16 protein-coding genes are annotated in these 12,279 nt (G+C 71.5%); 7 read left to right on the top strand and 9 right to left on the bottom strand.

Going from position 1 to position 12,279, the window contains the following annotated elements:
- Positions 1-251 (top strand): hypothetical protein (locus tag AB0A69_RS04325; RefSeq protein ID WP_361415104.1); only part of this gene is annotated, 251 nt, incomplete at its 5' end.
- A 143-nt stretch (positions 252-394) separates the two neighbouring features.
- On the opposite strand, the gene AB0A69_RS04320 is transcribed toward AB0A69_RS04325, so the two are convergent.
- Positions 395-1,036: a DNA-3-methyladenine glycosylase gene (locus tag AB0A69_RS04320; RefSeq protein WP_361415102.1), complete on the bottom strand. Its 642-nt coding sequence runs from the start codon at positions 1,034-1,036 to the stop codon at positions 395-397.
- 88 nt (positions 1,037-1,124) lie between these two features.
- Here AB0A69_RS04320 and AB0A69_RS04315 point away from each other — a divergent pair, with 88 nt between their 5' ends.
- From AB0A69_RS04315 to AB0A69_RS04305, 3 genes are all read left to right on the top strand, one after another.
- Complete coding sequence (locus AB0A69_RS04315) at positions 1,125-1,907, top strand: sporulation protein (protein ID WP_361415100.1); 783 nt, start codon at positions 1,125-1,127, stop codon at positions 1,905-1,907.
- Between the two features lie 57 nt (positions 1,908-1,964).
- Positions 1,965-2,504 carry a YbhB/YbcL family Raf kinase inhibitor-like protein gene (locus tag AB0A69_RS04310; RefSeq protein ID WP_361415098.1) on the top strand — a complete coding sequence of 180 codons (540 nt, stop codon included), beginning with the start codon at positions 1,965-1,967 and terminating at the stop codon, positions 2,502-2,504.
- Positions 2,505-2,647: 143 nt separating this feature from the next.
- Positions 2,648-3,160: an HNH endonuclease gene (locus tag AB0A69_RS04305; protein ID WP_361415096.1), complete on the top strand. Its 513-nt coding sequence runs from the start codon at positions 2,648-2,650 to the stop codon at positions 3,158-3,160.
- 44 nt (positions 3,161-3,204) lie between these two features.
- Here the strand turns inward: AB0A69_RS04305 and AB0A69_RS04300 are convergent, their stop codons facing one another.
- The 5 genes from AB0A69_RS04300 to AB0A69_RS04280 all read right to left on the bottom strand — a co-directional run bounded on the left by AB0A69_RS04300 (position 3,205) and on the right by AB0A69_RS04280 (position 6,732).
- Positions 3,205-3,393: a DUF1272 domain-containing protein gene (locus tag AB0A69_RS04300; RefSeq protein WP_361415094.1), complete on the bottom strand. Its 189-nt coding sequence runs from the start codon at positions 3,391-3,393 to the stop codon at positions 3,205-3,207.
- A 4-nt stretch (positions 3,394-3,397) separates the two neighbouring features.
- A complete protein-coding gene (locus tag AB0A69_RS04295; protein WP_361415092.1) occupies positions 3,398-4,171 on the bottom strand; it encodes a sulfite exporter TauE/SafE family protein in 774 nt (257 codons plus the stop codon).
- A 67-nt stretch (positions 4,172-4,238) separates the two neighbouring features.
- Positions 4,239-5,228 carry an SPFH domain-containing protein gene (locus tag AB0A69_RS04290; protein WP_361415090.1) on the bottom strand — a complete coding sequence of 330 codons (990 nt, stop codon included), beginning with the start codon at positions 5,226-5,228 and terminating at the stop codon, positions 4,239-4,241.
- A gap of 171 nt (positions 5,229-5,399) precedes the next feature.
- A complete protein-coding gene (locus AB0A69_RS04285; RefSeq protein ID WP_361415088.1) occupies positions 5,400-5,828 on the bottom strand; it encodes an NfeD family protein in 429 nt (142 codons plus the stop codon).
- 112 nt (positions 5,829-5,940) lie between these two features.
- On the bottom strand, positions 5,941-6,732 hold the full coding sequence (locus tag AB0A69_RS04280; RefSeq protein WP_361415086.1) for an ABC transporter ATP-binding protein: 792 nt from the start codon (positions 6,730-6,732) through the stop codon (positions 5,941-5,943).
- A 164-nt stretch (positions 6,733-6,896) separates the two neighbouring features.
- Here AB0A69_RS04280 and AB0A69_RS04275 point away from each other — a divergent pair, with 164 nt between their 5' ends.
- On the top strand, positions 6,897-7,685 hold the full coding sequence (locus tag AB0A69_RS04275; RefSeq protein WP_361415084.1) for a hypothetical protein: 789 nt from the start codon (positions 6,897-6,899) through the stop codon (positions 7,683-7,685).
- Between the two features lie 211 nt (positions 7,686-7,896).
- Here the strand turns inward: AB0A69_RS04275 and AB0A69_RS04270 are convergent, their stop codons facing one another.
- From AB0A69_RS04270 to AB0A69_RS04260, 3 genes are all read right to left on the bottom strand, one after another.
- Positions 7,897-8,142: a chaplin gene (locus tag AB0A69_RS04270; protein ID WP_361415082.1), complete on the bottom strand. Its 246-nt coding sequence runs from the start codon at positions 8,140-8,142 to the stop codon at positions 7,897-7,899.
- 142 nt (positions 8,143-8,284) lie between these two features.
- A complete protein-coding gene (locus AB0A69_RS04265) occupies positions 8,285-8,947 on the bottom strand; it encodes a response regulator transcription factor (RefSeq protein ID WP_361415080.1) in 663 nt (220 codons plus the stop codon).
- On the bottom strand, positions 8,940-10,106 hold the full coding sequence (locus AB0A69_RS04260) for a GAF domain-containing sensor histidine kinase (RefSeq protein ID WP_361415078.1): 1,167 nt from the start codon (positions 10,104-10,106) through the stop codon (positions 8,940-8,942). The genes AB0A69_RS04265 and AB0A69_RS04260 overlap by 8 nt, the downstream gene beginning before the upstream one ends.
- Before the next feature lie 179 nt (positions 10,107-10,285).
- On the opposite strand from AB0A69_RS04260, the gene AB0A69_RS04255 reads away from it, so the two are divergent.
- Both AB0A69_RS04255 and AB0A69_RS04250 read left to right on the top strand, forming a co-directional pair.
- A complete protein-coding gene (locus tag AB0A69_RS04255; RefSeq protein ID WP_361415076.1) occupies positions 10,286-10,990 on the top strand; it encodes an SDR family oxidoreductase in 705 nt (234 codons plus the stop codon).
- Positions 10,987-12,123: an S-adenosylmethionine:tRNA ribosyltransferase-isomerase gene (locus AB0A69_RS04250; RefSeq protein WP_361415074.1), complete on the top strand. Its 1,137-nt coding sequence runs from the start codon at positions 10,987-10,989 to the stop codon at positions 12,121-12,123. Before AB0A69_RS04255 ends, AB0A69_RS04250 begins: the two co-directional genes overlap by 4 nt.
- Positions 12,124-12,279: the final 156 nt, after the last annotated feature.

Below are 12,279 nucleotides of genomic sequence, written 5' to 3'. Positions count from 1 at the left end.
TATCAACTAATCTGGCGTTGATTTTTGGCACGCTGTTGAGTTCTCAAGGAACGGACGCTTCCTTTGTACTCACCCTCTCGGGCTTTCCTCCGGGCGCTTCCCTTCGTTGTTTCCAACCTTACCAGATTCTTTTTCCGTTCCGTTTCCGGTTCGGATTCAGTTTCCAGTGGCCGTTGGAGGGCCTTTGCCTTTCGGCGCTCCATCACTTTAGACCATTTCCGTGGCGACTCATAATCGAGCCGCTGGAATGAATTCCGGCATGCCAGAACTCGAACCCATTTGGGAGACGATCTTCGGTGGTGGATGGCTGCGTCCAGGGGGCACAGACGGCACGCCCTGCTCTCGCAGCTCGGTAGACATTAGGCGCTTGCGTGGCGCAAGTCAAGCCCCCCTCTCAAGCCCTCCTCCGGCGCGGGACGTGGGCGCGGTACGGGCTCACTGTGGGGTCTCCGTCGATCCAGAAGCGCCAGGGGTGGGTGGCCCCGTCGCCGCTCACTCCGGTGCGGGGGCCCGTGCTGACCTGGCCGGCGGGTGTGGGGGTGCCGGTCAGTACGGAGAGGGGCGACTCGGGGCCGGCGCAGGCGTCGGTGCCGTCGAGGGTGCGGTCGACGTCCAGGGCGGTGGCGAGACGGGCGGGGCCTTTGGCCAGTTCTCGATCGTTCCGGGCCGTGGCGCGGCGCTTCCGGGCCAGCTCGTGACCGGTCTGGATCTCTCCGGCGCGCAGGAGGACACCGCTGGCGTGGCCCTCGGGGCCGCACACCAGGTTCAGGCAGTGCCACATGCCGTAGGTGAAGTAGACGTACGCGTGACCGGGCGGGCCGAACATGACCGCGTTGCGCGCGGTGCGGCCCCGGAAGGCGTGGGAGCCGGGGTCGGCCTCGCCCGCGTACGCCTCGACCTCGGTGAGGCGGAGCTCGATGGGTCCGTCGTCCGTCATCCGCACGAGGACACGGCCGAGGAGGTCCGGTGCGACCTCCAGAACGGGTCGGTCGAAGAAGGTGCGCGGGAGCGGCGTACGGTCGGGGCTCTCGGTCATGTCGTACGAGCGTAATGGGGGACGGGCTACGGTCGTGGCGCGTTTCCGTCGCGTACGAGAAGAAGCAGAAGGACGAGAAGGAGCGAACATGGGGTTCAAGAAGCTGCTCGCGAGCCTGGGTGCGGGGGGTGCGTCCGTCGAGACGGTGCTCACCGAGGCGAACGTCGTGCCGGGCGGGGTCGTCCAGGGCGAGGTGCGGATCCAGGGCGGCACGGTGGACCAGCGGATCGAGGCCCTGTCGGTCGGTCTGCAGGCGCGCGTCGAGGTCGAGGGCGGCGACCAGGAGGTCAAGCAGGACATCGAGTTCACCAAGGTCCGGCTCGGCGGGGCCTTCGAGGTCAAGGCCGGGGCGGTGCACGTGGTGCCGTTCGGGCTGGACATCCCGTGGGAGACGCCGGTCACGATGATCGCCGGGCAGCACCTGCACGGAATGGACATCGGCGTGACGACCGAGCTGGAGATCGCGCGGGCCGTGGACTCGGGCGACCTGGACCCGATCAACGTCCACCCGCTGCCGGCGCAGCAGGCGATCCTCGACGCCTTCATCCAGCTGGGCTTCCGCTTCAAGAACGCGGACATGGAGCGCGGGCACATCCGCGGGACGCGGCAGCGGCTGCCGTTCTACCAGGAGATCGAGTTCCTGCCGCCGCAGCAGTACCGGGGGCTGAACCAGGTCGAGCTGTCCTTCGTCGCGGACGAGCGCGAGATGGACGTGGTGCTGGAGATGGACAAGAAGCCGGGGCTGTTCAGCGAGGGCAGCGACTCGTACCGGGCGTTCAAGGTGGGGCTGAACGACTTCCGGAACACCGACTGGGTGGCGTACCTCAATCAGTGGCTCGCCGACGTCGGTGGACGCCGCAACTGGCTCTAAGGTCGGTGCGGAAGGCTGAACGCTGAAGGCTCGAACGACCGAAAGGGAGGTTCACGCGTGGCAGAGGGGAAGAGGGCGCCGCTCCCTCACGACTTCCATCCGCCGGTGCCGTCGTTCACGGTGGTGAGCAAGGACATCGCGCCGGGTGCCGTGCTGGCGGACGCGCAGGTCTACGCCAAGGGGAACACCTCGCCGCATCTGCGGTGGGAGGGTTTCCCGGTGGAGACGAAGAGCTTCGCCGTGACGTGCTTCGACCCGGACGCACCGACCGGGAGCGGTTTTTGGCACTGGGTGCTGTTCGACATCCCGGCGTCCGTCACCGAGCTGCCGGCGGGTGCGGGCGGTGGGGCGTTCGAAGGGCTGCCCGAGGGGGCGGTGCACGTACGGAACGACTACGGGTCGCGTGACTTCGGCGGTGCGGCGCCGCCGGCCGGGGATCCGGCGCACCGGTACGTGTTCACCGTGTACGCGGTGGACCAGGAGAAGCTGGGTCCGGACGCGGACGCGTCGCCCGCGGTGGTCGGGTTCAACCTGCGGTTCCACACGCTGGCGCGGGCTCAGCTGATCGGTGAGTACGCGGCTCCCGCGGAGTCCTGACGTTCGCTCGTTGTTTGCCCGCTTCTGGTCTTGGAGAGATCAGAAGCGGGCATTTTTTATTGCGTTGTCCAACCCGGCCAGCCCGGCCAGAGTTGATCCAAGCCCGCCAGGGGGTGGGCCGGCACACGGGAGGTGGGCGAGCAATGCGGGACACGCTGGTACTGAATGCAAGCTTCGAGCCGCTGTCGACGGTGACGCTCAACCGTGCGGTGGTGCTGGTGCTGCAGGACAAGGCCGTCGTCGAGCAGTCGCATCCGCGTCTTCGTGTGCGTGCGGCGGCGGTTGAGCTGCCGGTACCGCGGGTGATCCGGTTGTGCCGGTATGTCCGGGTGCCCTTCCGAAGACAGGCGCCGTGGTCGCGTCGGGGTGTGCTGGTACGGGACCAGCACAGGTGCGCGTACTGCGGGAAACGCGCGACGACCGTGGACCACGTGGTGCCGCGGGCCCAGGGTGGTGGCGACAACTGGCTGAACACGGTGGCGTCCTGCGCGGAGGACAACCACCGCAAGGCGGACCGTACGCCGGAGCAGGCGGGCATGCCGTTGTTGTTCCAGCCGTTCGTACCGTCGCCGGCGGACGCGATGCTGCTGGCGTTGGGGGTACGCGACCGGGCGGAGTTGCCGGAGTGGCTGGCGACGCAGGCCGCGGCCGCTTGAGCGAGCGCTCGGGTGCGTCCCGTTCGCCGTGCGAAGAGCCCGTCTCAGTCCGAGGCAGGCTTCGTGCGTGTCGGGCGCAGGACGAGGTCGCCGCCGCAGTTGGGGCAGATGTGGTTCATCGCCGTCGTACAGGGCTCGCAGAAGGTGCACTCGTAGCTGCAGATGTACGCGGCGCCGGTGGCGGAGACGGGTCGCTCGCAGCGTTCGCAGAGTTCGCGCATGTCCAGTGCCATGTGGTCATCCCCGGGTGGTGAGTTGGATGATCGCGACGATACCCACGGCGATGATCAGCGCGCGGAGGGCGGTCGGGGGCAGGCGGCGGCCGACCTTGGCTCCGATCTGGCCGCCGATGGTGGAGCCGGCGGCGATGAGGAGGACGGCCGTCCAGTCGAAGTGGGCGACGAAGAGGAAGAACAGCGCGGCGATGGTGTTGACGACGGCCGCGAGGATGTTCTTGACGGCGTTGAGGCGCTGCAGGGTGTCGTGGAGCAGCATGCCCATGAGGGAGAGGTAGATGATCCCCTGGGCGGCGGTGAAGTAGCCGCCGTAGACGCTGGCGAGGAGCAGGCCGACGAAGAGCGCCGGGCCGCCGGCGGGGTCGCCGGTGTCGTCGCCCTGGCGCTCGCGGCGTCGCTGGACGGCCCGGGAGATGCGGGGTTGCAGGCTGACCAGGACGAGGGCGAGCGCCACGAGGACGGGAACGATCGTCTCGAAGGCGGTCGCGGGCAGGAGCAGCAGCAGGATGGCTCCGCAGAGTCCGCCGATGGCGGCGGCCGTGCCGAGCCGCAGGACACGGCGGCGCTGGCCGGTGAGTTCGGCGCGGTAGCCGATGGCGCCGCTGATGGAGCCGGGGATGAGGCCCAGGGCGTTGGAGACGGTGGCGGTGACGGGCGGGAGACCGGTGGCGATCAGCACCGGGAAGGTGATGAGCGTGCCGGAGCCGACGATGGTGTTGATGGTGCCCGCGCTGATGCCGGCGGCGAAGACGGCGAGCATCTCCCAGATCGTCACGCTGTGTCCTCGGCCTTCGTGCATGATCGGTGCTTGATGCACTGATCATGCACGAAGGGAGGGCCCGTCAGTCGACCGGGGGCTCTTCGCGGCGCTGCTGCGGCGGCTGCTTGGCGATGCCGGAGCCACCGTTGCCGCCGCCGTTGCCGCCGCCGTGGCCACCTGTGTTGAAGCCGGGAGTGCCGTTGCCGATGTTGCCGAAGGCACCGGAGAGGCCCTTGAGTGCGTCGCCGATCTCGCTGGGGACGATCCAGAGCTTGTTGGCGTCGCCTTCGGCGATCTTCGGGAGCATCTGGAGGTACTGGTAGGAGAGCAGCTTCTGGTCGGGATCGCCGGCGTGGATGGCCTCGAACACCGTGCGGACGGCCTGGGCCTCGCCCTCGGCGCGCAGGGCCGCGGCCTTGGCCTCGCCCTCGGCGCGGAGGATGGCGGACTGCTTCTCACCCTCGGCGGTCAGGATCTGCGACTGGCGGATGCCCTCGGCGGTGAGGATGGCGGCGCGCTTGTCGCGGTCGGCGCGCATCTGCTTCTCCATCGAGTCCTGGATGGAGGTCGGGGGCTCGATGGCCTTGAGCTCGACGCGGTTGACGCGGATGCCCCACTTGCCGGTGGCTTCGTCGAGGACGCCGCGCAGGGCCGCGTTGATCTCCTCGCGCGAGGTGAGGGTCCGCTCCAGGTCCATGCCGCCGATGATGTTGCGGAGGGTGGTGACGGTGAGCTGCTCGATGGCCTGGATGTAGCTGGCGACTTCGTAGGTGGCCGCGCGGGCGTCCGTCACCTGGTAGTAGATGACGGTGTCGATGTTGACGACCAGGTTGTCCTGGGTGATCACCGGCTGGGGCGGGAAGGGGACGACCTGTTCGCGCAGGTCGATCCGGTTGCGGATCGAGTCGATGAACGGGACGACGATGTTGAGGCCCGCGTTCAGCGTGCGCGTGTAGCGGCCGAAGCGCTCCACGATGGCGGCGCTGGCCTGCGGGATGACCTGGATCGTCTTGATCAGGGCGATGAAGACGAGCACCACCAGGATGACCAGGACGATAATGACTGATGGCATCGTGTTCCCCGTGTCCTTCGCTGCCGCGGTTGCTTTCGGTGATCGAGTTTCCCAGACGGCGGGGGGTGGCGTGCGCCGTTCTGCGGGGTTGACCGGGTTCCGTCACATGTCAATGCCGCAACCTGTGGATGTCGCACGCCTCGTGCACCGTTGTCCCTCGGTGACGTTCCCTCACATGACCACGGCGGTCGCTCCGTCGATCTCGGCCACGTCCACCTGCTGTCCGGGTTCGAAGACCTGGTCGGCGTCGAGGGAGCGGGCGGACCAGACCTCGCCGGCGAGCTTGATCCGGCCGCCGTTGCCGTCGACCCGTTCCAGGACGACGGCCTGGCGGCCTCTCAGCGCGTCGACGTTGGTGACGTGTTCGGGCCGGCCGTCGCGGTGGCGTGCGGCGATGGGGCGTACCACCGCGATGAGCGCGACGGAGACCACCGCGAACACCACGACCTGGGCGACCACGCCCAGGCCGAGGGCCGCGGTGAGGGCTCCGGCGATCGCGCCGACGGAGAGCATTCCCAATTCCGGCATCGCGGTCAGGACGAGTGGGATGCCGAGTCCCACCGCGCCGATCAGCCACCAGACCCATGCGTCGATGTCCACGTCGTCATGGTAGGACCGGGGCCCGGTTCCCCGACAGGGCGCGGTGGACGGGGGGTTGACCTACGAGACCGGCTTACGAGACCGGCTTACGGGACCGGCTTACGGGACCGGTCTACGAGAGGGGCAGGCCCTGGGCCGTGTAGCGCTCGCCGACGTGCTCGACGACCAGGGGCAGACCGAAGCAGTGGGAGAGGTTGCGGGAGGTGAGCTCCATCTCCATGGGGCCGGCGGCGAGGATCTTGCCCTGACGGATCATCAGGACGTGGGTGAAGCCCGGCGGGATCTCCTCGACGTGGTGCGTGACCATCACCATGGAGGGCGCGTACGGGTCGCGGGCGAGGCGGCCCAGGCGGCGGACCAGGTCCTCGCGGCCGCCGAGGTCCAGGCCGGCGGCCGGCTCGTCGAGGAGGAGGAGCTCGGGGTCGGTCATCATGGCGCGGGCGATCAGCGTGCGCTTGCGCTCGCCCTCGGAGAGGGTGCCGAACCGGCGGTCCAGGAACTCGGTCATGCCGAGGCGGTCGAGGAAGGCGCGGGCGCGCTGCTCGTCGACGGCGTCGTAGTCCTCGCGCCAGGTGGCGGTCATGCCGTACGCGGCGGTGAGGACGGTCTGCAGGACCGTCTGGCGCTTGGGCAGCTTGTCGGCCATGGCGATGCCGGCCATGCCGATGCGGGGGCGCAGCTCGAAGACGTCGACCTTGCCGAGCCGGTCGCCGAGGACGGTCGCGGTGCCGGCGCTCGGGAAGAGGTAGGTGGAGGCGACGTTGAGGAGGGTGGTCTTGCCTGCGCCGTTGGGGCCGAGGATCACCCAGCGCTCGCCCTCCTTGACCGACCAGGAGACGTCGTCCACCAGAGCACGTCCGTCGCGGACCACGGATACGTCCACCAGCTCCAGTACATCGCTCATGAGCGCGTTGTCTCCCCTATGCGGTCTGTCGGGTCTTGTGGTCGCTCGCACCTGTGGGCGCGGCTCCCAGGGAAAACCTACGCCACCGCTGCGGCGGGGCGGTCGTTAGGGGCGGTTCGGGGCGGTGGCCCGGGGGTCCCGGGGCCAGTGCCTAGGGTGGGGGCATGCTTTCGGAACCACGTTCAGGACGGTTGGCCGCATGGGGGAACGCCCTGCTGGCCGGGTTGGTCTCGCCCGACGAGGCCGTGCTCGCGATTGTCGGGGACGACGCGGTGCACCGGGTGGAGGGGCTCCCGGGCGAGGCGGGGCCGGTCGGGCTGACGCTGGCGCTGGGGCGGCTGCGGGCGCTCGGGGTGACCGGGTGGCGGGTGGCGCTGCCGGCGCCGGGGCATCCGCTGGGGCTGAGCGGGCCGCCGGAGTTCAACGCGCGGGCGCTGGAGGCGGAGGAGGCGGTGGTCGGGTACGGGGCCGGTTTCGGCCTCGTACCCGAGGTGTACGAGGCGGGGCCGTCCGGGGACGTGCACGTCGAGGTCCTGTGGCACTGCCTGCCGGTGCGGGAGGCGCCGCCGGCGGACGTGCCGTCGCTCGGGGAGGCGGAGCGGGAGCTCGCCGAGGCGCTGCGGGAGGCGACGGTCGTGCTGACGCGGCTGGACGTGGCGGCGTCGGGGCCGGTGGCGGAGGCGGCGCTGGACGCGTACCGGGCGCGGGCGGAGGTGGGGAGCGAGGTACTGGCGCCGGGGTATCCGCCGCGGGCGGTGCGGGTGCTGGAGCTGGCGCAGCGGGTGGCGTTCCTGGTCTCGCTGGCGTACGGCAACGGGCACGGCGGCGCGGTGAGCGCGTCGGAGATGGCTGCGCGGACGGAGGCGCTGCGCCCGGTGGAGCGGGTGGCGCGGCGGGCGCAGGTGGCGGCGTTCAACGCGTACGTGGAGGAGCGTGAGCGCGGGCGGGGGTGAGGCGCCTGTGTCCGGTGGCCCGGCCCCCGGCTGATGCGCTGTGCCGGGGGGAGCCGGGCCGGGCGGGAGGCCCCGGCAAGGGGCCCGGGCAGAGGGTCCGGCAGGGGGTCCGGGCAGAGGGTCCGGCAGGGGGTCCGGGCAGGGGGCCGGTCCCGGGGGGCATGGCGACGGCCCCCAGGTGGGGGCTGGGGGCCGTGCGGTGAGAAAGCCGTCAGTGGTTGACGGACGTGTTGCCGAAGGCCGGGTTCAGCGCGCCGATCACGTTGACGCTGTTGCCGTTGACGTTCACCGGGACGTGGACCGGGGCCTGGATCAGGTTGCCGGAGCCGACGCCGGGGGAACCGACGGCGGCGCCGTCCGCGTGCGCGCCGGAGGTGGCGGACGCGGCGCCCGCGGCGGCGGCGACCAGCCCACCGGCGAGCAGGGTCACGGTGGCGGCCTTCTTCAGGTTCTTCACTTCTGGAATCCTCCGTTGGACATCGCTGCGGAGATCACCGCAGCACGCCCTGGAGAACGGCCGCACGCCCACCAGGTTCCGCCGAGTGGGTGACATACACACGACGGTATGAATCTCCGACTTATATGGGTGCGCTGGTTGACTAGCCCGTCAGGCCGTGGCGCACCGCCCACAGCGCCGCCTGGGTGCGGTCCGCGAGGTCCAGCTTCATGAGGATGTTCGAGACGTGGGTCTTGACCGTCTTCTCGGAGAGGACCAGCGCCCGGGCGATCTCGCGGTTCGAGCGGCCGTCGGCGATCAGGCCGAGGACCTCGCGCTCCCGCTCGGTGAGGGTGCCGCCGCGGCCCGTGCCGCCGTTGCCCTCGTCCTGGCTGAGGAGTGCTCCGGCCACCTCCTGCTGGAGGAGGACGTGGCCCGCGTGGACGGAGCGGATGGCGCCGGCCAGCGCGTCCGGGTCCACGTCCTTGTAGACGTACCCGGAGGCGCCCGCGCGCAGGGCGGGCACGACCGTGCGCTGCTCGGTGAAGCTGGTGACGATCAGCACCCTCGCCGGGTTCGCCAGCTCGCGCAGTTTGCGCAGGGCCTCGATCCCGTCCATGCCGGGCATCTTGACGTCCATGAGCACGACGTCCGGGCGCAGCTCCTCCGCGCGGGCCACGCCCTCGGCACCGTCCGACGCCTCCCCCACGACCTCGATGTCGTCCTGGACCTCCAGGAAGGTGCGCAGTCCACGGCGGACCACCTGATGGTCGTCGACCAGCAGGACGCGGATGCCGGTCTTCGCTTGGGACGCAGCCTCAGCCACCGGGGACCTCCATCTCGATCGTGGTGCCCTTGCCGGGCTCGGACTGGACCGTGAGCTTGCCGCCCACGCCGCTCGCCCGGTCCCGCATGGAGACCAGGCCCAGGTGGCGGCCCGCCCTGCGGACCGCGCGCGGTGCGAACCCCTTGCCGTTGTCGGTGACGCTGAGAAGCGCGCCCTGGCCGTGCCGGTGGAGGGAGACCTCCACCCGGTCCGCACCGGAGTGGCGCAGGGCGTTGTGCAGGGCCTCCTGGGCGACGCGGAGGACGGCCTCCTCCTGGGAGGCCGGCAGGGCGCGTATCCCCCGGGCGTCGAAGGTGACGTGCGCGCTGTGGGCGCGGTCCAGGACCTGGATCTGCGTACGCAGGGTGTGGACGAGGCCGTCCTCGTCGAGTGCGGCCGGCCGCAGTTCGACGACCGCGGCGCGCAGCTCGTCCGCGGCCTCGGCGGCGAGCGCGGCGACCTGCTGGAGCTCGCCCTTGGCGCGGGCCGGGTCCCGGTCGACGAGGGCGGCCGCGGCCTGCGCCGTCAGCCGCAGGGAGAAGAGCTTCTGGCTGACGGCGTCGTGCAGTTCGTGGGCGAGGCGCGAGCGCTCCTCGGCGATGGTGAGCTCGCGGCTGCGCTCGTACAGCCGGGCGTTGGTGAGGGCGATCGCGGCGTGTTGGGCGAGGATGCCGAGCAGCTCCTCGTCCTCCTCCGTGAAGCCGCAGCGCTGCTCGGCGCCGGCGGGTCTGGCGCAGCGCTTGTTCGCGAGGAACAGCGCGCCGATCGTCTCGTCGCCGTCCCGGATCGGCAGCCCCAGGAAGTCGGCCAGGTCGGGGTGGGCGTCGGGCCAGCCCTCGAAGCGGGGGTCCTTGCGCACATCGGCGAGGCGCTCGGGCTTCGCCTCGTGGAGCATCGCGGCGAGGATGCCGTGCTGTCGGGGCAGGGGGCCGATGGCCTTCCACTGCTCCTCGCTGACGCCGTCCACCACGAACTGGGCGAAGCCGCCGTGATCGTCGGGCACGCCCAGGGCCGCGTACTCGGCGTCGAGCAGCTCGCGGGCCGAGGCGACGATCGTCTTGAGGACGTCGCGCACTTCGAGGTGCCTGCTCATCGCCAGCAGGGCGGTGCTGACGGCGGCCAGGCCGGAGCGGGGTGGTCGCTCTCGTCGATCGGTCATGCGTTCACGTTACCGGCGGGGTGTGACAGTCCGTATCCGCCCGGGGACGGCGGCACCCTGGGCCCGCGGACCTAGGCCGAAGTCCCACACGCGTCGGGGCCTTTGGAGGAGGCGAGGGGCGGCGTACGCGTTCGAGGGTGGGAGCACAGAGCACCGCACGTGTGAAGGGGATGGGTGTCATGGCTGTCGCGATCATCACCGGGGCTTCCAAGGGGTTGGGGCGCGCGCTCGCGGAGGCGCTCGCGAAGGAGGGCTGGGACCTGGTCCTGGACGCCAGAACCGCCCGCGTACTGGAGGACGGCGCGCGGGCGGCGGGGGCATACGGGACGCGGGTGGTTGCGGTGCCCGGGGACGTGACGGACGCGGCGCACCGAGCGGAGCTGGTGGCCGCGGCCCGGGGACTGGGTGGGCTGGACCTGCTGGTGAGCAATGCCAGCGCGCTGGGCGCCGAGCCGCTCGTCCGGTTGGACGCGCTGCCGCTGGAGGGGCTGCGGGCGGCACTGGAGACGAACGTGGTCGCCGCCCTCGGCCTCGTGCAGGAGGCGCTGCCGCTGCTGCGGGCGGGCGCGGGCGGCGGGACGGTGATCGCGGTCAGCTCCGACGCGGCGGCGGAGGCGTACGAGACGTGGGGCGGGTACGGGGCGTCGAAGGCGGCGCTGGACCTGCTGGTGGCGGTGCTGGCCGTCGAGGAGCCGGGGCTGCGGGTGTGGGCGGTGGACCCGGGTGACATGCGGACGGACCTGTACCGGGCCGCGGTCCCCGTCGACGACGAGTCGGGCCGTCCCAGCCCGGAGTCGGTGGTGCCGGCCTTCCTGCGGCTGCTGGCGCAGCGCCCGGCGAGCGGGCGGTACACGGCGTCCGCGCTGCTGGGGGTGGGGGCGTGAGGGCGCTGGGGCAGGGCCTGGACGCGCTGCGGGTGCCGGAGGAACTGTCCGCGCGGGTGCCCGCCGAGCAGCGCGGCAGCGGGCGGGACGACGTGCGGCTGCTCCTGTCGCGGGGCTCGGCGGTGTCGCACCGTTCCTTCCGGGAGCTGCCGGGGCTGCTGCGGGCCGGGGACGTGCTGGTGGTGAACACGTCGCCCACGCTCGCGGCCGCCGTCGGCGGGCGGATCGGCGCGGAGGCCGTGGTCGTGCACTTCTCGACGTGCGGGGACGACGGGCGCTGGGCCGTGGAGCTGCGCGCCCCGGACGGGCGGGGCAGCACCCGGCCACGCGCCGGGGGCCCGGCCGGCGGGGTCGTACGGCTGCCGGGGGGCGCCCGGCTCGTACTGGAGGAGCCGCTGGTGGCCGGTGCGGCGCGGCTGTGGTGGGCGTCGGTGTCGTGGGGGACGCCGGTGGCGTCGGGGGCGCTTGTGGCATCGGCGGAGGCGGTGGCGCCTGTGCCGGTCGGTGTGCCGGGGTTGCTGGCGCGGTACGGGCGGCCCATCCGGTACGGGTACACCGAGCGGGACCAGCCGCTCGCCGCGTACCAGACGGTTTTCGCGCGACCCTCGCCGGACGGGGCGGGCTCGGCGGAGATGCCGAGCGCGGCGCGGCCCTTCACGGCGGGGACGGTCGCGGAGCTGGTGAGCCGGGGGGTGCAGTTCGCGCCGGTGACGCTGCATACGGGCGTGGCATCGGCGGAGGCGCACGAGCCGCCGTATCCGGAGCGCTTCGCGGTGCCGGCGGCCACGGCGTGGCTGGTGAACGCGGCCCGCGCCGCCGGCGGCCGGGTGGTGGCCGTGGGGACGACGGCGGTGCGGGCACTGGAGTCGGCGGTGGGCGCGGACGGGGTCGTACGGGAGGCGGCGGGGTGGACGGACCTGGTGGTGACTCCGCAGCGCGGGGTGCGCGTGGTGGACGGGCTGCTGACCGGGCTGCACGAGCCGCGGGCCTCGCACCTGCTGATGCTGGAGGCGGTCGCGGGGCGGGAGGCGCTGGACCGGGCCTACGCGGAGGCGCTGCGGTGCCGGTATCTGTGGCACGAGTCCGGGGACGTCCACCTGCTGCTACCCGGGCCTGCGACAGGTCCTCACTGACCGCATTGCGCGTGCAACAGATGGTGAGGTTGTTACACGCTCGATGTGAGCCCGCACATAGGACGCAGGTCACTTACGAAGCGGCGTAGTGGACATGTAAGGACCGGATCAGCGCTGGTTGAGGGGGTGGCGTGGGCGATTTGTGGTGCTTGGCGG

Origin of the sequence: Streptomyces sp. NPDC045431 (assembly GCF_040646655.1) — a bacterium.
Classification (GTDB): Bacteria; Actinomycetota; Actinomycetes; order Streptomycetales; family Streptomycetaceae; genus Streptomyces.
This window is presented reverse-complemented; position numbering and strand designations above follow the sequence as displayed.